At 52.1% G+C, this 23506-nt stretch carries 22 protein-coding genes; 3 read left to right on the top strand and 19 right to left on the bottom strand.

Translation table 11 applies throughout. The features are described 5' to 3' along the window. Positions 1-63: 63 nt before the first annotated feature. Complete coding sequence (locus tag F560_RS0101245; RefSeq protein ID WP_026298026.1) at positions 64-2331, bottom strand: restriction endonuclease; 2268 nt, start codon at positions 2329-2331, stop codon at positions 64-66. Between the two features lie 554 nt (positions 2332-2885). On the opposite strand from F560_RS0101245, the gene F560_RS0101240 reads away from it, so the two are divergent. After that, positions 2886-3413 carry a DUF302 domain-containing protein gene (locus tag F560_RS0101240; RefSeq protein ID WP_019003878.1) on the top strand — a complete coding sequence of 176 codons (528 nt, stop codon included), beginning with the start codon at positions 2886-2888 and terminating at the stop codon, positions 3411-3413. Positions 3414-3471: 58 nt separating this feature from the next. Here the strand turns inward: F560_RS0101240 and rbsK are convergent, their stop codons facing one another. The 9 genes from rbsK to F560_RS0101195 all read right to left on the bottom strand — a co-directional run bounded on the left by rbsK (position 3472) and on the right by F560_RS0101195 (position 13608). After that, positions 3472-4383: a ribokinase gene (gene rbsK, locus F560_RS0101235; protein WP_019003877.1), complete on the bottom strand. Its 912-nt coding sequence runs from the start codon at positions 4381-4383 to the stop codon at positions 3472-3474. A 27-nt stretch (positions 4384-4410) separates the two neighbouring features. Then, positions 4411-6516, bottom strand: a complete 2106-nt coding sequence (locus F560_RS0101230; RefSeq protein WP_019003876.1) for an ADP-ribosylglycohydrolase family protein — start codon at positions 6514-6516, stop codon at positions 4411-4413. Positions 6517-6530: 14 nt separating this feature from the next. Next, a complete protein-coding gene (locus F560_RS0101225; RefSeq protein WP_019003875.1) occupies positions 6531-7691 on the bottom strand; it encodes an ADP-ribosylglycohydrolase family protein in 1161 nt (386 codons plus the stop codon). A 102-nt stretch (positions 7692-7793) separates the two neighbouring features. Then, positions 7794-9272, bottom strand: a complete 1479-nt coding sequence (locus F560_RS0101220) for an extracellular solute-binding protein (RefSeq protein WP_019003874.1) — start codon at positions 9270-9272, stop codon at positions 7794-7796. 31 nt (positions 9273-9303) lie between these two features. After that, complete coding sequence (locus tag F560_RS0101215) at positions 9304-10188, bottom strand: carbohydrate ABC transporter permease (protein WP_019003873.1); 885 nt, start codon at positions 10186-10188, stop codon at positions 9304-9306. A 28-nt stretch (positions 10189-10216) separates the two neighbouring features. Further along, entirely contained in the window at positions 10217-11119 is a 903-nt protein-coding gene (locus F560_RS0101210; RefSeq protein ID WP_019003872.1) for an ABC transporter permease, read from the bottom strand. A 12-nt stretch (positions 11120-11131) separates the two neighbouring features. Then, positions 11132-11455: a DUF4387 domain-containing protein gene (locus tag F560_RS0101205; RefSeq protein WP_019003871.1), complete on the bottom strand. Its 324-nt coding sequence runs from the start codon at positions 11453-11455 to the stop codon at positions 11132-11134. Beyond that, positions 11452-12831 carry an acyclic terpene utilization AtuA family protein gene (locus F560_RS0101200; protein ID WP_019003870.1) on the bottom strand — a complete coding sequence of 460 codons (1380 nt, stop codon included), beginning with the start codon at positions 12829-12831 and terminating at the stop codon, positions 11452-11454. Before F560_RS0101200 ends, F560_RS0101205 begins: the two co-directional genes overlap by 4 nt. 78 nt (positions 12832-12909) lie before the next feature. Further along, positions 12910-13608, bottom strand: a complete 699-nt coding sequence (locus F560_RS0101195; protein ID WP_019003869.1) for a FadR/GntR family transcriptional regulator — start codon at positions 13606-13608, stop codon at positions 12910-12912. Positions 13609-13827: 219 nt separating this feature from the next. On the opposite strand from F560_RS0101195, the gene F560_RS22180 reads away from it, so the two are divergent. Continuing rightward, entirely contained in the window at positions 13828-13974 is a 147-nt protein-coding gene (locus F560_RS22180; RefSeq protein WP_156828848.1) for a hypothetical protein, read from the top strand. A gap of 25 nt (positions 13975-13999) precedes the next feature. On the opposite strand, the gene F560_RS0101185 is transcribed toward F560_RS22180, so the two are convergent. The 3 genes from F560_RS0101185 to modA all read right to left on the bottom strand — a co-directional run bounded on the left by F560_RS0101185 (position 14000) and on the right by modA (position 16117). Beyond that, positions 14000-14422 (bottom strand): VOC family protein, encoded by a 423-nt coding sequence (locus F560_RS0101185; RefSeq protein ID WP_019003867.1) that lies wholly within the window; start codon positions 14420-14422, stop codon positions 14000-14002. A 142-nt stretch (positions 14423-14564) separates the two neighbouring features. Beyond that, a complete protein-coding gene (gene modB, locus F560_RS0101180) occupies positions 14565-15245 on the bottom strand; it encodes a molybdate ABC transporter permease subunit (protein ID WP_019003866.1) in 681 nt (226 codons plus the stop codon). Positions 15246-15250: 5 nt separating this feature from the next. Then, positions 15251-16117 carry a molybdate ABC transporter substrate-binding protein gene (gene modA, locus F560_RS0101175; RefSeq protein WP_019003865.1) on the bottom strand — a complete coding sequence of 289 codons (867 nt, stop codon included), beginning with the start codon at positions 16115-16117 and terminating at the stop codon, positions 15251-15253. Between the two features lie 155 nt (positions 16118-16272). Between modA and F560_RS0101170 the strand changes: the two genes are divergently transcribed. Further along, on the top strand, positions 16273-17223 hold the full coding sequence (locus F560_RS0101170; RefSeq protein ID WP_019003864.1) for a helix-turn-helix transcriptional regulator: 951 nt from the start codon (positions 16273-16275) through the stop codon (positions 17221-17223). Positions 17224-17479: 256 nt separating this feature from the next. On the opposite strand, the gene F560_RS0101165 is transcribed toward F560_RS0101170, so the two are convergent. The 6 genes from F560_RS0101165 to F560_RS0101135 form a co-directional block, all read right to left on the bottom strand. Further along, positions 17480-18295, bottom strand: coding sequence for a DUF2935 domain-containing protein (locus tag F560_RS0101165; RefSeq protein ID WP_019003863.1), 816 nt, complete (start codon positions 18293-18295; stop codon positions 17480-17482). Positions 18296-18438: 143 nt separating this feature from the next. Continuing rightward, positions 18439-18777: a LytTR family transcriptional regulator DNA-binding domain-containing protein gene (locus tag F560_RS0101160; RefSeq protein ID WP_083931905.1), complete on the bottom strand. Its 339-nt coding sequence runs from the start codon at positions 18775-18777 to the stop codon at positions 18439-18441. 144 nt (positions 18778-18921) lie between these two features. Beyond that, positions 18922-19431: an accessory gene regulator ArgB-like protein gene (locus tag F560_RS0101150; RefSeq protein WP_169449876.1), complete on the bottom strand. Its 510-nt coding sequence runs from the start codon at positions 19429-19431 to the stop codon at positions 18922-18924. Between the two features lie 28 nt (positions 19432-19459). After that, on the bottom strand, positions 19460-20146 hold the full coding sequence (locus tag F560_RS0101145) for a hypothetical protein (protein WP_019003859.1): 687 nt from the start codon (positions 20144-20146) through the stop codon (positions 19460-19462). A gap of 761 nt (positions 20147-20907) precedes the next feature. After that, positions 20908-21867, bottom strand: coding sequence for a BadF/BadG/BcrA/BcrD ATPase family protein (locus F560_RS0101140; protein ID WP_019003858.1), 960 nt, complete (start codon positions 21865-21867; stop codon positions 20908-20910). Continuing rightward, complete coding sequence (locus tag F560_RS0101135; RefSeq protein ID WP_019003857.1) at positions 21864-23441, bottom strand: glycoside hydrolase family 3 protein; 1578 nt, start codon at positions 23439-23441, stop codon at positions 21864-21866. The genes F560_RS0101140 and F560_RS0101135 overlap by 4 nt, the downstream gene beginning before the upstream one ends. Between the last annotated feature and the right edge of the window lie 65 nt (positions 23442-23506).

Below are 23506 nucleotides of genomic sequence, written 5' to 3'. Positions count from 1 at the left end.
AACCAATATTTAGATATGCTAAATTTACATGAGTAATAAAAAACATTTCCATATTTCTTTGTGTTAAAGTTGTTCAATAGCATAAGGAATGCCCAAAACAGAGTCAAAACTGCAATCTATAAACTTAGTATGTTCGTTTATCTCTACTTCCGTCATCTCGGCAGTATCAAAACTAGTTTTATGAACATGAGAATATTGAAATTTTGAATATGCCAAACACGCCCCATTAAAATTGCAATTATGAATTTTTGAATAATTGAAGTCTGTAGTTTCTAATTCTAATTGTTTAAAGCTCACATTAGTAAGCTTTGATTTACGGAATATGGAGTTTGTTAAGACACAATTACTTTTGAATTGTATATTTTCAATAGTTGCTCCATAAAATGATGCACCAATCAAAGATTTATTCGAAATCACCCCATCTTTAAGTACTGCGCAACTTAAATCAACCCCATCAAGAGAGCTTAATTTTAAAATATAGGGTAAGATATTTTCATGTGTTTTAGCCATTATCGAAATGACATTTTTTTGCGAGATTTCTGACAATGAATGCAATTCAATTCCTTTTAACAATTTTATAATATTATCGTTATCAAAATTCTTACTTTCGAACAAATCCCTTAAAAAGAATCCAACTTCAAGAGTAATTAAAGTTTGTCCTAGAAGCAGATTCACGTCTCTTGTTTTATTTTTAGACGTTATATTCTTTTGTAGAGTTGACAACAAATGATACGCAGTGAAATATTCCATGAATGATTTATGAATAAATTTGTATCCTTTTTCGTCATCATCATTGTTTAAAAAAGAACAACTTTTAATATCATGACTAAAATGATTGATATCATCTTGACTTGTAATCTTAAAATATTCTTGTACTTCTTTTGGGAGTTCTTTATAGTGTATTGACAACTTATTCTTATTAAACATTTTCCAAGCTAATTCCTCAGCGAAAAGTTGTTTTTGCTCAGCTTTAATTAATGTTTTCCCTTTAGAATCTTCTCTTTCTAACCAATATCCAGTATATTTTTCATATAGCATCGCTGCGTTAATTCTTCTACCTTTTTCTTCAAGAAGTTTTGGCATTGTTTCAATTATAACATTTAGCAATACTGGTCTTTTCGCTAAGTCAGATAAATCATGAACCTCTTTCATTATTTCAAGAAAATCTTTAACTTTATACCCTTTTTCGGCTAATTTATCTTTATAACTACTAATAAACTTCTCAATTTGTTCTTCCGTAAGCTCTGCAATCTCAATTTCTGAAAACTCAACAGTTCTCCTGTTAGGTTCAAAATGTAATGGAGAAGATTTAAATATTTTTTCAAATTCATCTTTTTGGTTAAAAAAGTTTGGACGACAAGTTACGATAATTTTAGATTTTAACGTTGCAAATCTACAAATTTCGGTAAATACTTTATATTTAACTGAATAATCTACTCTTCTTGCAACCTCATCAAACCCATCAAAAATGAGAATTAAATAGCCCAATTCAAGTAATTCTAAAAATGTATTAAAATTACCATTTACAATTTTACACTTATTAACTAACATACTAGTAATTAATTGCTCCATATCAAATGCCTTTTCATAATCCCTTAATTGTATAAAAATTGGGATAGGTGCTTCGGAGCCCGATAGAATTTTTGTTGCGAGATCCGCACAAAACTTTGTCATCAATGATGTTTTGCCAGCACCATAGTCCCCAAGTATAACTAAAGCTTCATTTTCATCATCGGCTAAGAACATACTTAGTTCTTTACTTATTCTCAATCCATTAGTGGAATTAATCTCTATGTAATGATTCGCTAAATCACTTTTAGAGAAGTTTCTTACAAGCTGCTGAAGATATGGCTCAAAATTCATTAGGTTCTTTATTAAATCATAGTGACTAAAAAGCTCAATATTTAAATTTTTGGACACTTCTATTGCTTGTGGTGCAAACTTAGCATTAGTTATTAAATATGCTTTATCTGCATGGCCATATAAACCTTGTTTATTATATAATTCCCATGAACCATGAAATTTACGCACGTCCTCACTATTAACAGTATCATTCTCATCAAATTTCCATTTACATTCAACTAAAACACCAAATTTTGAAAATCCATATTGCAATGAAGCAAAAAAATCATGTTGTGTTCCAGACAATGATAAATTTCGCTTCACTTCATAACCTTGAACCTCAAACAATCTAGAAATTTGATTTTCAAAACTATTCCCAGCACAATTTTTACAATAAGGGCTTTTTTTAGGGTTTAACGACTGATTTTTGCATTTACCTAATTTATCTCCAAACCCTTTACAAATAGTTGCTTTAAGTTTACGTGCCAAACTTGTTCCTCCCAAACTAAACAACAGAATATTAAAACTTTATTCATTCATTAAAAAAATCTCATGATGCACTTTTCTCGTTTTTACTTTAAATAAGAGATTTTAGACCTGTTAATTCGACAGATTTCCTTAATATTCCTTCCATAGAAATGAATTATTTAATCTAAACTCCCCGTAGCATCTAACTGTCACGTTCAATCATCATTTGTCCTTATTGTTCGACTTGTTATTGTAGAGAGTAGGAATCTACCTGATTACGGCCTATTTTTTCTACGCGCTAGGCCCTACAGAAATTCTCTAATCGGTTCTAGTAGGCTCATACCCACTACATTTTGATATTGGTGGGTTTCTTTTTACCTTCAATTGCGAAAATTCTCGTACAAATGTTTGGAAAACACGTTGTGGGAATTGGATTCCAGATCATCGGGTCCGTTTCCATTCGTTCATACATTTCCGGGAATGAACATACAATCTCCTGACCGGTTCTTATTAAACATTTGCCAAAGAAATACCAGTATGCGGAGGGTACAGCTATTCTCAGGTAAGAAAGGATCATGACCATGCATGATAGAGAAAACAGGATGGTGAGTCATGCACGGATCATACGGGAGGATATTCCTACGGGGCTCGGTTATGAGGCGCTTGTGGCAGCATTTGAGAGGGAGATGGGACGGTGGGATCCGCTCGTCGAAAACGCGCTCATTCAACAAAAAGCGCCTTGGGAGAAGGTAAAGCGTGTCTTTCATAGCATGGCGGGCCCGCATGGACTTATGATTTTTTTCCATGTGGATCAAGGCCGATTAACGTCGCTTCATCATGGGATCAAACGCTGTGCTCTGTACATCGTGGGCAACGGGATCATCGCTGAACAGATTCTTAGTATTGATGTCCGTGCCAGCCAGTATGTGCCGTTTAGTGTTTGTCTTTATGACAATGGCCACCCGGGCGGTGCAATCATCTCCTTTGACCGCCCTTCTTCCTTTCTGGCGGTATTTCAACAACCGGCTCTAATGGAAATCAGCCGCCTGCTGGATAGCAGAATCTATAGCGTCGTTCACGCCATCCGAAGCAAATACCGATGATAGCGGCACCGCCCAAAACAAAGAAACTGCCCGACGGCAGTTCCTTTGTGTTCCCGTTTCAATGGTCTGCTTCGTTCAAAAACCGCACGATTTCCGCCTTTGAAGGAATGGAAGATTGCGCGCCCCGCTTGGTCACGGACAAGGCCGCAGCTGCGGATGCAAATCGCAAGCATTCCCGAACCGGCATGCCGTTCATGCGAGCGGCGGCAAAGGCGCCGATAAACGTATCGCCTGCGGCCGTTGTATCGACGGCTTGGACTTGATAAGCGCTTATGGCCATTTCATGGCCGTCGCGGTTTGCATAGAAGCACCCCCGATCGCCTAACGTGAGCAGCACTTCCCGGACGCCGCGGCCGATGAGGAGCCGCGCCACTTTTTCCGGCGACTTAGCCGTATCTCCCGAAATGAATTCCGCTTCCGTTTCGTTCAGCACCAGCATGTCGATGATGGCAAGATCGTCATCGGCCATCGGCATCGCCGGCGCCGGATTCAAGATCACGGGAATGCGGTGCTTATTCGCTTCCAAGATAACGCGCTTGTTGACCGGCCAAGGGATTTCGTTTTGCAGCAACACCGCATGAACATCCGAAAACGTCGAGAAGTCGGGAATGTCGCTTGCCGTAAGCTTGCCGTTCGCGCCCTGCGCCAAAATAATTTCATTTTCGCCGTCTGCGTTCACGGTAATAAACGCCATCCCCGAAGCGCCTTCCTTCTTCACGACAGCATCCGTCGAGACTCCCGCCTGTTTAAGGGACGCGATCAGCTCTTCGCCCAAGGAATCTTGGCCGACCGCGCCGATCATTCGGACGCTCGCCCCGGATTTGGCCGCCGCTACCGCCTGGTTCGCGCCTTTGCCGCCGGGAACGAACTCCGTCAGCCTCCCCTGGATGGTCTGTCCGGGAAGTGCAAAACGGTCGACATGGTTCACGATGTCCATATTGATGCTGCCTACGACGATGATTTCGCTCATGGTTCTGTCCTTTCTTCCGCTCCAAGCTTAAAGCTCGACAAAACGAAAATCGGAGAAATAAGCCCTGGCCGCATCGATCGTGCTCACGCCGTACATGCCGTAACCGAACTTATCATCCTGATGCTGCAACACTTGTTCCCCGTTAATCGACAGCGTAAGGGTATGGCCCTGTACGGTCACTTGAAAATCATAGGTTTGATTGAACCGCCATTCGTAGCTGCGGCTTGCCAGCTTTTTGAAACCGAAATCATTGATGTAAAGGGATACCTGATTCTCGCCGTCAAAACCCGCATGATACCCGCGCATCGCGCCTTGCGCGCGGACGGCCACGAGATGGGAATAACCGCTTTGCGGGTTCAGCTTAACCGAAACCGAATAATCTTGGGCAAAGTAGTTGCCCGTATAAGCTTCGCTCGGTTCCGCGGTCATCAGGTACATCGCCCCGTCTTCGATGCTCCAAGCTCCGTGATTGTGGGAGAACGGCGTCACGCAGCCGAAACTCATCGTTTGCTTCTTGAAGTCGATGCTGTAGTTGGCCTTGCCGTAAATGCGGAATTCGTCAATGAAGATGCGCCCCAGACTTTTCGGCTTGCGCGTCGAGTATGCCTCGAGCACGATGCCGACTTCATCGATCAGCTCGCCTTCGGAATCGGGAATGTCGAACTCCACATCGAGCCATTGCTGGTCGACCAGCTTGATATAGCCCTGCACCAGCTCCTTCTTGCTCTTGGCCAGACGGACGTAGGGCGCGATGCCCATCGTTTCGTTGCCGCCCCACTGATCGAGGTAGATCTTCATGGACACCTTCTGGCCCGAGTACGCCTTGGGCGCGAAGGTCGGCGAGTACCGCTCGTCGCTGAAATCGTCTCTCGTATAGAAAGGCTTGTAGTAAATTTTCGATTTCTCGCCGCGGGTCATCCGGTCGAACAGCACTTCCAGCGAGCCGGTGCCCCGAAACGCTTTCTCCGTGGAATGGCGGACCCGGCAGAAGAACGGATCGGAGACGCGAATATTGTGCGTGGAACCCGGAAGCTCGAAATCGAAGTAAATCTCGCCTTCCTTAAAGCTGTCGGTCAACCACTGCGGGCACGCTTCGCCCGCCAACCGGTAGCCCAGAATCGCGAGCTCCTTGGCATATGTCGGAATGTCCAGGATGTTCAAATAGCCGGATATGCCCGACATGACGATGGAATCGTTGATCGGCGTGCGGTATTTGTCCGCAATCCCTTCCAATCCGCATGCCACGCCGAGCACGGTGCCGACGTTCCCTGCGTTGCAATCGGTATCCCAGCCGCACATGGTCGCAATTTCCACCGTCCGGTTGAAGTCGCCCTGACCGTAGATCATCGCCAGGATGCAGACGCCCGCATTCGGAATAATGTGGCAGACGCCTTTATACTTGTCGTAGCCCCATTCTCTCTCGAGCATGTCGCGGCACGCCCGGAAGTCGTCCGGCTGCCGCGCGTGAAATTCCAACACCGCTCTCGCGACTTTCGCATAAAGGGAATCCGCAGGGATTTGACTAAGCCCCGTTTCAATAATCTCTCTCACGTCGCTCGTCTCAAAGGCCTTGGCGATCGCCGCGCAGAAGAATCTGGCGCCGAGCACGCCTTCGCCGTCATGGGATACGCGGGCCGCAGCCTCGCCGAAATCGGCGGCTTTTTTCGGGTTGCACGGATTCACCAGACCCCACGTATCGATAAAGATTTGCCCGCCGATCTGCTCGGCGATGATTTTCCCGTTCTGCTCGATGGAACCGGAGCGCGGAGCCGGAATGCCTTTCTTCAAATTGATATAAGCCGTATGCTCCGTGCTGACGCCGTAGCCGCCCCACCAGAACATGCCGATGCCTTCGCGGGTATAGTTCAGCCAGGCGCGGGCGACGTCGTTCGGCGTGATATCGCGGTCCTTGGCGTCGTCATAAAGCGCGCGGAGAAAATAGTACGGACCGTTCGCATCGTCGTCGGCCGCAAAATTTTTGTACTCCTTGACGTAGTTCGTAATTTCCCCGTACGTATTTTTAATTCGCTCATAGGTCCAAATCGTCGGCTCCACCGGAGCGCCCAGCCGGATGCCGATGTTCATGCCCAAATAGCCCGCGTATACTTTCTCCAAATAATTCGAAGGGATCAATCGGTACACCGCCTTTACATAATCGAACGTAGCTGCTGCACTCTTCTATTGTGCATATCCAGGTCTTGCTGAATGATGAACGCCGCCGTTTCGGCAAATTGCCGGCAATGCTGCTCGATGTTCTGCCGGTTGACTTGTTCCAGCACGGCGATTTCCTCAGCCGGGATCGCCGCGACGCCATGCATGGCTCCCAGGATCGCGCCGATCATGACGCCGATGGAATCCGTATCGCGGCCGGAGCTCACTCCGTCTTTGACGGCCTCCAGGAAATTTCCGTCATGCAGCACGATGTAAGCGAGAGCCAGCGGCAGCTCCTCGATGGAGAACAGCCGGCTTGGCGTATAGTGGTTCGACGGAAGGCCCACCTTGTCGATGCGCCGATTCACATCGTCGCCCATCGGCGAATACCGGCTTATTGCGGCATGGAAACGGCGAACGACCTCATCCCGGTCTTCTTTCCGATCCTTGAGCGCGGCGGCCGTTTCACATAGATCGTGAATGGCGCCCTTCGTTCCGTCCTTGGCATATTGCAGAGCCGTGTTTACAATATCGTCCACCGTTGCGCCCGGCTCGAACGCTTTGGCCACGCAGCAAGCCATCACACCGGCCGCCTCCAGGCCGTAGCTCACTTGATGACCGGATGCGAATAGAATCGCCTCGTCGTAAGCCCCCTTCGGATTGCAAGCGTTCACGATGCCGACGGGAGCCATGTACATCGCCGCGCCGCAATTGACCATATTGCCGTAACCGCCTTCCCGGGGTTCGCAATTGGCCAGAACGTGACGGTTGAAAATATGCTTCTCCGGATAAAACAAACGCTCCAGCAGCACCGTCTCTTTATCCAGCTCCGGAATATATTTCGGCCGGAAGGCAATTTCCTTCACAAACTCGTTGGCAAGGTCATAAGCGTCCAGATGGCGCCGTTCGGTTGCATAAACATTCATCAGCGCGAGCGTCATCAGCGTATCGTCGGTGACGATGCCCCAGCCTCTTCTTCTTCCCTGTCTCGCGGCTTCGGGCAGGTCCGCTTTCCACCATTTCGTCATGACGGTTTCGACTCTGCCGTATTGCTCCTTGATTTCGCCGTACGTCATCTTCTCGACGACAGCTCCCATGGCGTCGCCGTAAGCCGTACCGAATATGGCGCCTTTCACTCGATCGGCAAAAGAAATCATTTACCTAGCGCTCCCCTCTATGCTTTCCGCAGGAAAGCCGCTTTGTCCGCATTGGAGTGTGGGGCGCTCCCGCCCCACACTTAATATTTTGTTCGTTGCAGGTTATTTCAGCGTCTGATTCGCGTAATCCGTAATGTCTTTCCCGCCGGCCTCATTCCACGCTTGTACGAACGCGTCGAAATCGGCGCCGGTTTTTTTGCCGGTAACCATATCCGCCGCGAATTCTTTGTAGACCGCGGAAGCGGCATCCCACTTCGCCGCCAGATCGGCAGGCATGATGAAAGCGTTATCCTTGGTGGACATGGAAGCGAACATTTCCAGCGATTTGAGAGCCGGCTCCGACAGATAAGGCGTGGACGGATCGAATTCTTTGTCCGGCTTGAAGTTGACGGTGTTTTCCACAAAGTGCGGATACCAAGCCGCGAATTTGTCCGTGAGTTTGATTTTGCCGTTTACGATTTGATATTCTTTGCCTTCCACGCCCAGCTTGTCCAGCATTTGGCCTTTCGGGCTCGCCAGGAACTCCAATACGGCAAAGGCCATATCCTTGTTCTTCGAGGTTTTGGAAATCGCGAAGCCGCGGCTTTCCTTGCTGACGTCGACCGGCGTGTAGCCCTGCGCTTTGCCCTTGGCCGGCGGAAGCGGCAGGATTTTCGCGCCCGGTCCGTTTTGACCGATAGATTTCGTATTGTAGATGTCGATGACTTTGCCTTGCGTGCCGGCGATGACGCCCGCCTCGCCGTCGTAGAACGCTTTCTCTTTGGTGTCGAACTTCTTGGTCAGGTACTCCGGATCCAGCAGGCCTTCCTTATACAACTTTGCATAGAACTCGAGCTTTTCTTTCTCGGCCTGCGTCGTTTTGCCGAATACGTATTTGCCGTCGGGCCCCTTGATCCATGTCGAGGTCAGGCCGAACGCCTGCCCGAACACGACGTCAAGCTCGTCGATATCGCCGGCTGTCGTGTAGGCGAACTTCGCGCCGCTCTTCTCTTTCAATTCTTTGAAGAACGTATAGTAGTTGTCGATCGTCGGGTCGGCCAGCAGCGTCTTGCCGGACGAAGCTTTGTCGAACAAGTCTTGGCGAACGACCGGAATCTTGCTGCTGATCGGGGCCAGCCATACGAGATACGGATAGTTCTTCAATCGTTCTTTGTTGAATTCGGTCATCGAAGCTTTGACATACGTGGATTTTTCGATGTAAGGCGTCAGGTCCTCCAAAATTTGCTGCGTGATGGCGAAGTTGTAATCTCCGCCCTGGAAGTAAATGAGATCCGGAATATTGCCGCTTTGCAGCAGCAGGCCCAGCTTCTCGGAGTAGGTGCCGCTTTGCACGGGAACGACCTGCAGCTTGACGTTCTTGCCTTCCGCTTTCATGCCTTCTTCGATGCCTTTGATGAATTTCAGCGAGTTGGGATCGTCGACCGGCAAGTCCTTGGCTACGATGCTGATCGTCACCGGCTGCTGGCTCGTCTGAGCCGAAGATGACGGCGCCGTGTCCGCGGAAGGCTTCTTCCCGGCGGTGCCGCAAGCCGTCGTCGCGACCATGAAGGCCGCAACCAGTGTGATCCAAATTTTTTTCATCGATGTCTTCCTCCCTTTGCTGTGTTTGCTTTTACTCTTTAATGCCGCCATCCATGACACCGTTCGTGTAATACTTCAGAATAACGGGATAAAGCATCAGAATCGGTACCATGGCGACGACGATTGTTGCCGCTTTCAAAGCTCCGAAGTCGAGCTGCGCGATCGGATTGTTAACCAGCAGATTGGCGGCCCCGACCAACGTGGCGCTGTCCCCTTCGACGACGAACTGCCTAAGGAGCACCTGCAGCACGGTATTGTCCCGGCTGGACAAGAAGATGCTGGATTTGAAAAACTCGTTCCACCTCACGACGGCGTAGAACATCCCGATCGTCAGCAGCGGTATCCGGGAAAGCGGAAGAACGATCCGGGCAAAGATCGTCAGGTGCCCCGCCCCGTCCATCTTCGCCGCTTCCAGCAAGGCGTCGGGAATTTCCTCGATGAACCGCATCATGATGATCAAGTAATACACGTTGATGGTGCGATAGAGGACCATGGACCATAGGTTGTCGAGCAGATGCAGATCCTTGACGACCATATATTCCTGCACGATCCCGGGCTCGAAGATCATGATGACGATCAGCACGACCATGATCGGCGTTTTGCCGATTAAATGTTTCCTCGTGAGCACATATGCTGTGATCGTCGTGAAGAAGAGGCTTAAGGCTGTGCCTACGATGGTAATAAACAAAGAGTTGAACAGCGAGCGGCCGACAATCGGATTGCCGAGCACGACTTGAAAGTGGACGATGGAGAAGCCTTTGGGCCAGATGTCGTAACCGTGCAGCAAATGCACCTTGCTCGGGTCCGAAAACGCCTTGGCGAACAGATTGAGGATCGGCACGAGCATCGTAAGCGAGATGAACGCAAGCAGGAGTCCGATCACGAATTTGGACACGGTGAAATTCCGAACAGCCATGCAACTGAAGTCTCCTCTCCTTGGCGGATTACCAGGCGCCTTTAGAGGTTAATTTTTTGGATATGAAGTGAGTGGACAGCACCAGCGCGACGCCGATGGCGCTCTTGAACAAATTGGCCGTCGTAGCGAAAGAGTACTGGCCGTTGATCAAGCCGACGCGATAGACGTACGTATCGATGATATCGATCTTGCTGTTCACCGAGGCGTTGGTAAAGTTCAGCACCTGGTCGAGCCCGGCATTCATAATGAAGCCGACATTCAAGATCAGGACGGTCACCATCGGCACGTACAGATGCGGCAAAATGATTCGCGTAATCATATGCCACCGATTCGCTCCATCGACATAGGCGGCTTCGTACAGGCTTTTGTTGATGCCCAGAATCGCCGCAAGGAAGATGATCGAGTCCCAGCCGATATTGCGCCACGCTTCGCTCGCCACGAGCACCCATCTGATCGCGGTTTTGTCCGTCAGGAAGTCGTGAGCCGGGAAGCCGAACAGCCGGAGGACGTCGTTCACGATCCCGTTCGACTTCGACAAGAACTCGAACCAGATTCCCGCGATCACGACCCACGACAGGAAGTGCGGCAAGTAGGAGATAATCTGCACCGCCTTGCGGAATTTCCCGTTCACGAGCTCATTGAGCATCAGCGCGAACAGGATCGGAAGCGGAAAGATGAGGAACATCTTCATGGCGCTGATGATGAGCGTATTGGCCAGCACCTGCGAGAAGATCGGCGTGCCGAACAGCTCTTTGAAATATTTGAATCCGACATAGACGTGGTCGCCGAGGATGCGGTATTCGTAAAACGCCAGCCTCATCTCGAGAATCGGCCAGATATGAAAGACGGAGAAAAAGGCGGCGGCCGGCAGCAGCATGACATACAGCGTTTTATCGGCCCATATTTTTCGAAGCCTGGAATTCGTCTGCATGGTGTTCACCCCCTATCTGTCCGGTCCCAGGTCGATTTCCACATCCATCAGCGGAGCGTGCTGCTGGGCGCCGTATACGTCCCGGTCCAGGAACGTGCCGGAAGAAATCGCCCTTGCGAACGTGATTTTGAAGCCGAGCGCCTGGTCAAAGAAGACGATATGCGTTATGCTTTCCGGCGCGATGTTGTACAATCTGGAAACAAGCTCTGCGTTGATCACCCCGGAGCGTTTGATCTTGTCATAGATTTCGGGATCGTCGAAAAGCACGTCCACCGTAACCTCGAAAGGTCCGCTGTTCTTGCTTCTCAGCACCGCCGCTGCATCATAAAGCTTCATGGCCGCACCTCGATATATTCGATTGGGAACATCTCCAACCCGTCCGCGACTTCCATCAGGTGGTATACCGAAAATTCGTACACCGGTCCGAACGGCACATCGCTGGGGGCAAACGGAAAGGCCAGATTGCCGGCCGTCGATTTTCTTCCTTCATAACCGTAGTGCAGGAAAGTGGATCTTACCGAACTGCAGACCGCATTGGCGAGCTCCTGCGTCTTGGCGACGACCTCGAACACGATCCCGAGCTCATGCGCCGGCTCGCGGTGCGGTTCCAGCTCGCCCAGCACGCCGTTTAGCCCGTAGTTGATGAAATGGATGCGGTAATCTTCCGGCGGGACTTCGCTGTAATATTCGGCGACCTGCTGCTTGACGAGCTCTTCCACCTCTTCGATGCGGGCAATCAGCAGCGGATCCCGCACGCCCGCCACGACAAACGTGCGGTAAGCCACCTTCATCGCGCCCTCCAGCTTAATCTTGTACACGGGTGTCGCTTCGATCCGGCTGCCGCGCACTTCTACGCTGCCGTCTCCCCGCTCGGTGAATACGCAGTTTTCAAGGTTCAGCACCATGCCCGGCCCATGCAGGATGTACGGATGGTCTTTTTCGTAGAAGGTGTGCGCCGCAACGGAAACGGCCGTGCATCTGCGCTGCTCGTTAAGCGGCTTTACGATGAACGAATCTTTCCGGAGGATGCCCAGCATACTGTCTTTCGTCGTCCCCGGTTCGGCGCAAAGCGCGGAGCATTCCAATATTTTGCCAAGATGGTATGCGAGAGCCGCGTCAAAGCCGTGGTATATGGCAAAAGCCGCAAACGGCGACGGATCGTACGCCCGTCCGCAAAGGATAATGTCCGCCTCCGCTTCCAGCGCCTTCATAATCGGTTCATGGCCCATTTGGGCGACGATGCCGTTGGTGGCGCGGAGCCGGTCCTTTGTTAGCGGTTTCACCGCAAGCCCTAAAGGCTCGCATTTCCCCTCGGCAAGCTTGGCTTCCACCACCTCGAGAGGAATGTCCGCCCAGATGATGGCGATCTTGAGATTGCGGATCTGATGCTCCTGCAGAATTTCCATAATGATCGACCGGGTCCACTCCACATGAACCTTCGCGCCGCTTCCCCCGGCCGAACCGATGATGACCGGTATGCCCGCTACGACTCCCTCCGTGACGATCAGCTCCAAATCCTTCTTGCAGGCTTGCTTGCTGACAATCGCCGTGCCGGCGCCCAATTTATGAGGTCCGGCATCGGTGGAGCCGGCATCGACGACAATCGCGTCGGGGCGGTGTTCCATCCCTTTCATAAACGACGATTTCGGAAAACCGTAGCCCAGCATCCCGCAAGGCGCCAATATTTTCAGTTCTTCCTTTGCCTTTGCCATAAGATCCGCCACCTTCGGTTCCTTCGGATTTGAATATGTTTGGATAATTGGGTGGTCCAATTCGGTCAAATGGACGCGTTATCGCCCATTTGTAGTCGACAGAATGTTTTGCTTCACTTGCTTGAGATGATAAAGGATGGCCTCTCTAGCTTTGGACGGATCTTTCTCTTTAATGGCCTGAAGAATGTTGAAGTGTTCTTTGTACACCTCGTCTTTGCGGCCGGGAATATCGACAGTCTTGTTCAACGTTTTTTGCAGAAGATCCATATGAAGATCGATAAGGTTGACTAGAACCACATTGTGCGTCGCCTTTGCGATCGAGAGATGGAACGCTTGGTCGGGGCTGGTCGGGTCGTCCGAGTCGCTGTCGATCTTCCCCCACTTTTCCAGAGCGGTTTCGATCTCCAGGATATCTTGTTCGGTCGCCCGCTTTGCCGCCAATTCCACGATGCCGGTTTCGAAAATCTCCCGCGCCTCCAGCAGTTCGATAATGGTAGCCCTTTCAATATTCTCGATGATTCGGCTCTTGTCTTCCGCTTTGTTGAGGTTCTTGCTGAGAAAGCGGCCGCCCCCCGGCCGGGTTTCGATCAGGCCCTCCCGTTCCAAGATGCGAAACGCTTCCCGCAGCGTCCCCCGGCTGATTCCGAACGCTTGAGCCAATTCCCTTTCGGTAGGCAATACGTCTCCGGGAGCAAGATTGCCCTCAAGAATCAGATTCTCGATCTGCTCGATCACATCTTCATAGACCCGGTGATACTTGATTTTCTTAATGGTCATAGGTTATTACCTTTCCGTATACGAACTCCGATGGAATTGGATCACCCAATTACCCACACATCCATGCTAATCCGTTTTACCCGCTTTGTCAAGAGATTGTTTAAGCGGTTTCAGCTGCGGACTGTCTTCCATCCTTCTCGGGTGTTACAATGAGTTGGATTGCTGCTCAACGGTTTTGCGGAACGATTTCGAAATTGCGCGGAAGAGAAAAACGGCACGTTGATTCGTTTTGACATCATTCAGGGCCTTCGGAAGCTCTATGATCGGGATCAGGACGAGACCGTCAGGCAGAAGGCGCTGGAATTAATGGAAACGGAAGCGGACTTGAAATATCGTAAGAAGTACGCTTCCGTTTGGAGGAAATAGCCCCTGCCAATGGCTTGACGTGCCGTTACCAATCTCCCGTTCCGAGATTGAACTGCCATTGCACGCCGAACTTGTCCGTCAGGCTGCCGTAGCATTTGCTCCAGAACGTCTCTTGCAGTTCCATCTCGACCTTCCCGCCTTCTTTCAGCTTATGAAAGGCGGATTGCAATTCGTCCAGGTTGTCCGTGACGACCGCAAGGCTGATATTGTTGCCCACGACAAAGGGCATGCCGGGAAAAACGTCGGAAAACATCACATTGCTTCCGAAAATGTTCAGCCGCGTGTGCAGGATCAAATTCTTCGCTTCTTCCGGGAGCGGATATTCCGGGTTTGCCGGCGCTTCGCCATACGTCATCATTTTCGGTTTGTCCGTTCCGAACACCTGCGCGTAAAACTCGACGGCTTCGCGGCAATTGCCGTTAAAATTGAGATAGACATCAATCGCCATTTGCTCAGCTCCTTTGAAAGAAATAAATCGGGAATCAAAAAACGCTTGTTCCAGATTTTTCTAGACTATTCTACACCAATACTTGTCCAAATAAAACAGGAAGGCAAGCCGGACGGCATCGAGAAGGCGATTGGCGCCGGAATCATGCGCCCCTACCGCTCCCTTCGCTGCGTTTCGGTCCGGTGAGCAGGAGCAGAAAAAACGAAAATGCGATGACGGAGCCTGTCCAGGCCCAGACCATCGTCATATTCCCCGTATCGACGGCAACGTAAATCGCCGTCGGAATCGTTTGGGTTTTCCCCGGAATATTGCCCGCAATCATCAACGTCGCGCCGAATTCGCCAAGGCTGCGGGCAAATCCGAGAATATACGCGGTGACGGCCGACCGGTACGTTAACGGGAAGGTGATATGCCGGAACACTTGCCATTCGCTGGCCCCCATCGAGCGCCCCGCTTCTTCCAGTTCCCGGTCCACCGACATAAATCCGGTTTTCAGCGTCTGGTAGACCAGCGGAAAGGCGACCACGACCGAAGCGATGACGGCAGCCCACCAGGAAAATACGACGGGTGCGGCAAACAACCATTCGATAAAGCGGCCGATCCAGCTTTTTCGTCCCAGCAGAACGAGCAGCAGAAATCCGACGACGGTCGGCGGAAGAACTAGCGGCAGAAGGAAAACCGTTTCGAGCAGCGTTTTGCCTTTAAACGGCTTGCGCGACATCGCCCAGGCGATCCCCATGCCGAGCGCCAGAACCGCGATGCTGGATACCAAGGCGACCTGCAAGGACAGCCGGACCGGCGACCAAAATTCGTGCCAGTTCATGGGCGTCACGTCTTAGACGGAACGGAAAATCCGTATTGGACAAAGACGTCCAGTGCTTCTTTCGTTTGCAAATACATATAAAAATCCTCGGCTTCCCTGGGATGCTTGGTTTCTTTCACGACGCCGGCCGGATAGACGATGGGCGTGTAAAGATTCGGATCGACGGCGAAAGCGATCTTCGCCTTGCCCGAAGTCAGCGCATCCGTCTTATAGACGAATCCGGCGTCGGCGTTGCCGGTTTCCACGTATTGAAGAACCTGTCTTACATCCTTCGCCTGAACGGTTTTGGACTGCAGCGATTCCCACAGGTTGGCGTTCTCGAGCGCTTCTTTGGCGTAACTTCCGGCCGGCACGCTTTCCGGAATGCCGATAGCCACGTTTTGGACCGCGTCCTCCGCAAGGTCCCGAAGCTCTTGGACCCCTTCGACCGCCGGATTCCCATCGGCCGGAACGACAACGACCAATTCATTCGCCAACAGGTCTGTTTGCCGCTCCTTGTCGATCAAGTGTTTGTCGACGAGCGCCTTCATCGTTTGAACCGAAGCGGAAAGAAACAAATCGGCCGGCGCTCCCTGCTCGATTTGCTTCTGCAAGGCGCCGGATGCGCCAAAGTTCAAATTCAGTTTAATATCGGGATGTCGGGATTCGTACGCCTGCCGGATTTCCTTCAGCGCGTCGGTAAGGCTAGCCGCCGCCGAGACGGTCAGCTCCACCTTCGGCCCCGGCTCCCGGCTGGCCGCGCCCGATTCGGAAGCCGATGCGGCATGGCCGCCGACCGTATCTGGTTTCGACTCCGCTCCGCAGCCCGCCAGCGCAAGCATCAAGGCAAGAAGCACACACAGAATTGCATAACTTTTCATTGGTTTAACCATCGGTTTCCCTCCAACTTTTATCTGTATATCGAAAGAAAATGAACGCACGCGACATCGCGCCTCATTTTATTGTAAACTGGGTTCATAAACGGTTGACGTCCGTCGGGTATCGCAGAGCGGTGGCGGCGGGCGGACAACCTCAAAGGAGGCTCCCGATGTCCAGCGATATGTCCTATACGACGGAAGAAGTCGCCAAACTTCTGAAAATATCCAAACTTACGGTATACGATTTGATCAAAAAAGGCGAACTGCCCTCCTACCGGGTAGGCAAGCAAATGAGGGTGGACGCCGCCGACCTGGAAGCGTACAAACAGCGGAACAAGGAGTCGATGCAGGCCGGACGGCCGGCCCTATCCGACGTTCCCCCCTCCCCCGCCTCGTCGCCTGCGGCAAGCGGAACCCGGACGATCGTCATTACCGGTCAAGATATCAGCCTGGACATATTGGCCAAGCAGATGGAAAAATCCATCCCCGGCATCCGGCCGCTTCGCGCGTATGCGGGCAGTCTCGACAGCCTGGTATCGATGTACCGGGGAGAAGCGGACATTGTCAGCACCCATCTATGGGACGGCGATACCGGAACATACAATCTCCCCTACATTCGCAAGCTGCTCATCGGTTCGTCTTATCTCGTCGTGAACTTGCTCTCGCGTCGGGCCGGATTTTACGTTGCGCTGGGGAATCCGCACAAGCTGAGCGGATGGGCCGATTTGAAGCGGCCGGGATTGCGGCTGGTCAATCGCGAGAAAGGAGCCGGAGCCCGCGTCTTGCTGGACGAACAGCTGCGCCTGCACGGCATTCGGCCCGAGGAGTTGAACGGTTACGATTCGGAAGAAACGAATCACTTGGGCGTAGCCGGAAAAGTCGCCTCGGGTCAAGCGGATGTCGGCATCGGAAACGAAAAAGCGGCTTCCATCGTCGGCCAAGTTGATTTTATCCCGCTGATTCAGGAGCAGTACGATCTTGTCCTCATGAAAAAACCGGAAAATCGGGATTGGATCGAATCCGTCATCCGCATCCTGAACTCCGCAGCGTTTCAAGACGAGCTTCGAGCGATCTCCGGCTACGACTTGTCGCTGACCGGACGCATTTTGTACGAAACCTGACCGCGTCCATTCGCAAGCGCCGGACCACCACCTACTTATAACTATTTATATCTAATCATAATTAATTATTATCACTATATACCGGGATATGCGTTTTATCAATCTGTTTTGTTATGTTTTGTATAATCAAAAAGGAAGGGCACCCTCTGCGGGAGGGCGCCCCGATGAAACGATCAAGCAGCTTTGCGCAAACCGGACCATCACCTAACCTTTTTTCTTGCCGGGTTCTTCTGCCGGGTTCTTCGCATGCTCCCGATCAGGCTTCGACGCGGGCTTTGGCCGGATCGCATTGGGGAAAAGGCAGCGCACCCAACTGCGCCAGCTTGATCAGGTAGTAGCATTCCTCCCGCGCCATATGGTCCGGCATCAACGGGCTGATGATGTCGAGCGCCTCCGCTTTCAGCTCCAATTCCTCCAGCTCCTGCAGAAATTTGCGGAACAGCGCCATTTCCAGGTCGATCTGTCCGTGAAACCGGCGCAACGCCGGAAAGTCGTGCAGCTGCGTGCGCAAAAACCCCGCCATCTCGACCGCTTTCATATACAGCGCTTGAAAGTGCTTTTCGAATTCGACGCTTTTGCGCAACAGATCCGCCTCGATGCGGTCCAGACTCATCGCGATGGACCCCGCATGGCCGTAGGCGTCCTGAAGCCAGAGCAGATCGTGATGAAGCGGATGATAGACCGGAACCGGCTGCCCGGACAGCAAGGCGGTCAGAATGCGGACATATTCATCGAGCTCGTTGACCATATGATTGAGAAAGGTCGGAGGCAGCGAAATCGTCACTGCCCCCTTCAGCGACCTGGCCAGCAAATTCAGCTTGAATGCTCGCAGCGCCGACGTTTCCTCATGGGCGGCTTGGTTCAGTTGATCCAGGCTCGAGCCGGGCTCCGCAGACCGCGCCTGTTGCAGCAGCCGGTCGAACCCGGCGATAAACCGCCGCGCCCGCGCGATATCGTTCTCTTCCCGGGGCGACAAAGCGTCGAGAATGAACCGCGAGTGGTCGCCCAGGATCTGCAGCCAAAACCGGTGTTCGAACAAGGCGGCCGCATGGTCGTTCCCTTGCAAGCTCAACGAAATCCCCCTCTTCTTATTGGCGTTCACCATCTTAAAAAAGATTATGAGCCGAAGACCGGGGTGATTCTTCCATTCCGGCGCAATCGGGGGATCGATGCCGCTCGATACAGGCGGGCATTCGATACACAAAAAAAGCAGGGCTATAATACCCCGCTTTTCCGTATTTGCACTTTGGGATAATAACGCTGAAAACGCGGTATATTCACCCGGGCAATCGGGCAAAAGACGCCTTCCGCTTCCTCCCCGAAGTGAATTTGCTGCAAATCGCTGTAAATATACCGGACTTTGCTCGTATTCACCATGACGCCCCGATCGACTTCTTCAAAGCCGGTGCCATCCAGAAGTATTCTCCAATCCTGCAATGTCGCATGCAAAGTATATTTCCTTACGGCGAATTCCGTAAAAATGAATGCACTTTCCAATGACCCGCAAATACAACAAGTGATCGAGCGGAAGCAGCACGCGGACGCCCCGATCATGCTTGCTTTCTCTATAAATCACCGGGATCGAGAATAATTCCATGCCCCCACCTTACTCGACGTCTTCGACGCTGGGATTGCCGTAAAAAAATTTGGATACAAGGAGTGTAATCGAAGAAACGGACAAGAATAGCGAAAGTTTTTTCACAAATTTTTTCGTAACCATTTCATCATTCCTCCTTTCCATGTAATTAAGGTCAAACTTTGAAACAGCATGGATATAACAGCAACTTGATGCAAAGCGGCGAAAGAAATCGTCACAATGGTCACGGAAATCCATTTAAACACCCGCTTTTGCTTGTCCGTGGAGAACTTCTGGCCATGCCCGGTTGGAGCCAGACGCCATACCAGCAGCAAAGATATGCAGTTAAGAACGATCAGCCAATCGTCGGATAATCGCGGTACGAAGGGAATGGCGGTCGCTGCCGTTACCGTAAAGACGACGCACGCATCCATATTCCGGAAGTGCCACCCTCCGGAGAAGTAACGGAGCGCGCCCAAGACCGTCAACGCTAATATCGATTCCGGAAATTTGTCAAGCAAAAGGCCCGTCGCCGCTGTCAAAGCGAAGATGAAAACGGTGCTGATCCATAGCTGCAGCGAAAACCGCAAAATCCCTTCGGAGATGCTGGGATCCGCGCCGTTCTGTTTCATGTATCTCGCTCCGGATATGGAAAGCCGTTCAATGATTCCAGGATTGATCCGCATACTCGAGATCTTTCCTTTTCATGGTAGTCAACAAGAGAATAGAAACGACTGCCAACATGGCCAACAGCCCGATGAACCATTCGACATTTGACAATGAAAAACAAGCATAAGCAATACTCATGGAACTCATGGAAAGAAATGAAGCCAAGCTGATAAACACGAGTTGCCGGTTCATTTTGCTCCAATCAAAAGGTGCTTCTCGCGAAGTCGGAACAAATAAAAATCCGATTCGTTTTCTCTGCCAATACATGCCGAGAAAGAAGCAAACGACTGCACAAACAATCTGCACGGTATAGATTTCAATACTCATCTTATTTTCCAAGGATGCAGGAGTGGCAAATCCGATGCTGACCGCTATGACCATGACGATGCCCTGAAAAACGGCGTAAACTATACCAAATGAGCATAAGACAAAACTCCAGATCAAAGGCGTATCGAACAGCAACCAAAAACATAACGCGAGAAAAAACATCTGAATGATCGGTGCAAGCGTCAAATCGTACAAAATCATGACGATGTAGGAAAGAATGGAGCAGAAAAAGGAAGTAAACACGATTTGAGGCCAATAATGCGTCACCGGGTAACGGAACAAGGCTAGAATTGCCACGAGCACGCCGATATATTCGACAATGGAAATCAAGATAAATGCCAACGAAGACACGGCGTTCCTCCGAATGACAAAATCTTCATTTTTCTTTCTCGTATATACAGTATAACCTATGATTTGGTTAAAAGGGAGTATTTTTCGAAAATTTGGAAGACGACAGACTCATTCGCGAGATTCATATTTGGGTCAGTGTTCCTCTAAACGGCCTGGCAACGCAAATACGTTCCGGGCCTCCCTTTTATATGGTATCCCTTCCGTTCAGGAAATGGGCTGAGAGATGGGCTGTGAACTTGTCCTCTGCCGCAGCCGTTCCTTTGCCCTAGGGGAAAGGGCGTAGGATGCCCTCGACGTAAAAGGCTCCGATTCTGGATCATTCCTGAAGCGAAGGGATATCCCCGCAATGACCGACCTCTCCTGAACAGAAGGGATACCGCGGCTATGGCCAACCTCTCCTGAACAGAAGGGATATCCCGGAAATGCCGACCTTTCCTGAAGCGAAGGGATATTGCGGAAACGCCAACCTCTCCTGAAGAAAGGGGATATCGCATAAAAGACAGGAAAACGCGACATATAAGCGCCCATCCTGAGCGGAGGGGATAACGTGCCCCGTCATGCGCGGACGGGATAGCGTGCTCCGTCATGCGCAGACGGGATAGCGACGCTCTATTCTGAGGGAACGGCATAACGACGTTCCGAACTGAGTGAACGGGATAACGGGCCCCATAAACGTTCATAAAGCGATGACCAACCCTGCTCTTATGGGCGCAAAAACGCCCCTCCCCTTGCCGCGAAAAGCAAGACGAAGGGCGTTTCGTTCAAGGGAACGGTTGATCGCATTCGCCGTTTTGCCGCTTGCCGTCCCCGTCTTTCCAGCGTTGCAACGCCATTCGAACGGCTCCGATAGACGCGTCTTTCGGCGCCAAAACGATTCGCAAACCGGGATAGCTCTGCAGCAGCATCTCCAGCAGGGCGGTCCGCACGTACGCATTGTTCAGCAGAACGCCCCCCGCCAACGCCAGGCTTCCGTCCTGTAAGCCTAGTTCGGTGATAACGGGAACGGCCAGCTCGAACAAAGCGCGGGCGCTTGCGCTAGCAATGGCGAGCGCCGCCCGGTCTTCCAACGCGCACGCCTCCGACAAAATGGGCGCCAGAGCGGCGATATCCTTTTTGTTCGTCGACTTGTCGTAGACGAAGCCGATGATCTGCTGCACCGATTCCGCCTGCAGCCGCTTATGGACCATGTCGGTGATCGCCGTTTCCGGAATGCGGCCGTCGCTTGCCTTAAGCACGGCGGCGATCAGCTCCCGGCCGATGCTGTAGCCGCTGCCCTCGTCATCGACGAGATGCCCGCCGCCGCCCGTACGGTGCGTCTTGCCGGCTTCATTGCGGCCGAAGCAGATCGAGCCCGTTCCCGCAATGAGGACAATGCCGCAAGGGCTGTCCAATGCGCCGTACAGCGCCGTTTCGTGGTCGCCCGTCACGGTCAGTCCGCCTTCGTACCCGCACGCCCTGACTTCGGCGGTCAACCAGGAGTCGACCGCGGGATGGCTCACTCCCGCCGCGCCGATGCACAGATGCGCGCAATGCTCAAGTCCGCCGCAGGCGTCGGCGATTTGCGCCATCATCTCTTGTAAGCTATGCCGGATGCTCGCTTCATCCTGGCCGTTATAATTGATCGCCCCGGATGCGAACGACCGCACGAGGCGTCCTGTTTCATCCGCTACGGTCACCGCGGTCTTGGTGCCTCCGCCGTCCATGCCGGCCACATACTTCATGCCTGCATCACGTCTCCGTTCTCCAGGGCAACGCTGATTCTGCCGGAAGGCGAGGCTTCGCCGCCCAGAATCCGGATCAGCGACTTGATCGCCAGCGGCGTATACTCGAATGCGGCAATCGCGCATACGTCTTTATTCAGCCGTTCAAGATCGTAAGGCTTCCCCAGCGCAACCGCCGTCACCCGATGCCCTTCTTTGCGGAACCGCTCCACAAGCTCCAGTTGGCCCGGATGCTCCCGTCCGTTCACCAGCCCGATCACAACCCGTTTGTATCCTTTCGCCCGCTCCACCGCTTGCCGGATCTCGTCCCCGCCGGGATCGATGCCCGTCAGCACAAACGGCGCGGAAAAGGCTTCGGCCATCGCCTCCGGAAACGAAAAGGCCGGACTGACGCTGCTCGACGCCATATCGGTACGGTACGGACTACAGCCGACAAAGATTGTGTCCGCGGCATTCTTCTCAAGCGGCGTCAGCGTCCCGCCGACGTGGCAAATGCTTTCGAGGCTCATCGCCTCCGCCGACCGGCGGTGCGCCTCGCAGCCGACAACCGAAAGGTCCGGCGCCGCGTCCGCGCCATATTTCTTCTTATAGTAAAGCACTTTCTCCACGGCTTCGTCGACAACGGACAAAGGCAACTCCCCGGACTGCACGGCCTGCTCGATCCGTTCCACGGCTTCCATGACAAGCTGCGGGGTATGGCTGATAAAGAGCAGGTGAACCCCGGCCTTCAGCGCTCCGACCGCTCCTTCCGCCGTGCCGAAAACGTTCCGGATGGCGTCCATCTCCAGGCAATCGGAGATGATCAGCCCGTTGTAACCCAGCTTATGCTTCAACAGGCCGGTCACGATCGCTCTTGACATCGTGGCCGGAACCCGATCCGGCTCGAGCGAGGGAAACAAAATGTGGGCGGTGGTGATGCACTCCGCACCGCGCGCGATGGCGGCCGCGAACGGCTTCAGCTCCAGCTCCGCCAATTGTTCCGGGGATTTGTCGATCACCGGAAGTCCGAGGTGGGAATCGACCGACGTATCCCCATGACCGGGAAAATGCTTGACGGACGCCAGCACGCCTCCGTCCTTGAGTCCCTGCAGCATAAGCAAGCCGTATTGTTCCACCGTCTCGGCCGTATCCCCGTACGAGCGAACGTTGATCACCGGATTCAGCCTGTTGTTGTTGATGTCCAATACGGGCGCCAGATTAAAATTGATCCCGAGCGCGCGCAGTTCGCGCGCCGTGATGCGGCCGGCGGCATAGGCCAGTTCCGGCCGGCCGGTCGAGGCGATCGCCATCGCTCCGGGAACGTTGGTCGCTTCCTCGGGCAGACGGGTGACCCGTCCCCCCTCCTGATCGATGGAGATCAGGGGCGGAAGCCCGGTATGCGTGACAATGAGCCGCCGCAGGCTGCCGCAAAGCGCCTTCAACTGCGCAACGCTCTCCGCGTTGCGGGAAAACAAGATGATGTTTCCGACGCGGTATTCCTCGACCAGCCGCTTCAGATCGCCGGTGATGTCGGTCGCCGGAAATCCGGTGGCGATTAACTGGCCGATTTTGTCTCGCAGCGACAATTGATTCATCCCTGATCGCCCCATCCATGTCATTTGGTCTTTCACCAAAACGGCGGATTTTCCGCCCCTCTTTC

The organism is Cohnella laeviribosi DSM 21336, assembly GCF_000378425.1.
Lineage (GTDB): Bacteria > Bacillota > Bacilli > Paenibacillales > Paenibacillaceae > Cohnella > Cohnella laeviribosi.
This window is presented reverse-complemented; position numbering and strand designations above follow the sequence as displayed.

Excerpts from the sequence above, each read along its gene's own strand:
- F560_RS0101200 (WP_019003870.1), bottom strand. The coding sequence starts at position 12,831 with ATGGCAAAGGCAAAGGAAGAACTGAAAATATTGGCGCCTTGCGGGATG.
- F560_RS0101160 (WP_083931905.1), bottom strand. The coding sequence starts at position 18,777 with ATGATCGGGGCGTCCGCGTGCTGCTTCCGCTCGATCACTTGTTGTATT.
- rbsK (WP_019003877.1), bottom strand. The coding sequence starts at position 4,383 with ATGAGCGAAATCATCGTCGTAGGCAGCATCAATATGGACATCGTGAAC.
- F560_RS0101215 (WP_019003873.1), bottom strand. The coding sequence starts at position 10,188 with ATGGCTGTTCGGAATTTCACCGTGTCCAAATTCGTGATCGGACTCCTG.
- F560_RS0101170 (WP_019003864.1), top strand. The coding sequence starts at position 16,273 with ATGTCCAGCGATATGTCCTATACGACGGAAGAAGTCGCCAAACTTCTG.
- F560_RS0101240 (WP_019003878.1), top strand. The coding sequence starts at position 2,886 with ATGACCATGCATGATAGAGAAAACAGGATGGTGAGTCATGCACGGATC.
- modA (WP_019003865.1), bottom strand. The coding sequence starts at position 16,117 with ATGGTTAAACCAATGAAAAGTTATGCAATTCTGTGTGTGCTTCTTGCC.
- F560_RS0101220 (WP_019003874.1), bottom strand. The coding sequence starts at position 9,272 with ATGAAAAAAATTTGGATCACACTGGTTGCGGCCTTCATGGTCGCGACG.
- F560_RS0101195 (WP_019003869.1), bottom strand. The coding sequence starts at position 13,608 with ATGACCATTAAGAAAATCAAGTATCACCGGGTCTATGAAGATGTGATC.
- modB (WP_019003866.1), bottom strand. The coding sequence starts at position 15,245 with ATGAACTGGCACGAATTTTGGTCGCCGGTCCGGCTGTCCTTGCAGGTC.
- F560_RS0101185 (WP_019003867.1), bottom strand. The coding sequence starts at position 14,422 with ATGGCGATTGATGTCTATCTCAATTTTAACGGCAATTGCCGCGAAGCC.
- F560_RS0101135 (WP_019003857.1), bottom strand. The coding sequence starts at position 23,441 with ATGAATCAATTGTCGCTGCGAGACAAAATCGGCCAGTTAATCGCCACC.
- F560_RS0101210 (WP_019003872.1), bottom strand. The coding sequence starts at position 11,119 with ATGCAGACGAATTCCAGGCTTCGAAAAATATGGGCCGATAAAACGCTG.
- F560_RS0101205 (WP_019003871.1), bottom strand. The coding sequence starts at position 11,455 with ATGAAGCTTTATGATGCAGCGGCGGTGCTGAGAAGCAAGAACAGCGGA.
- F560_RS0101140 (WP_019003858.1), bottom strand. The coding sequence starts at position 21,867 with ATGAAGTATGTGGCCGGCATGGACGGCGGAGGCACCAAGACCGCGGTG.
- F560_RS0101150 (WP_169449876.1), bottom strand. The coding sequence starts at position 19,431 with ATGAAACAGAACGGCGCGGATCCCAGCATCTCCGAAGGGATTTTGCGG.
- F560_RS0101225 (WP_019003875.1), bottom strand. The coding sequence starts at position 7,691 with ATGATTTCTTTTGCCGATCGAGTGAAAGGCGCCATATTCGGTACGGCT.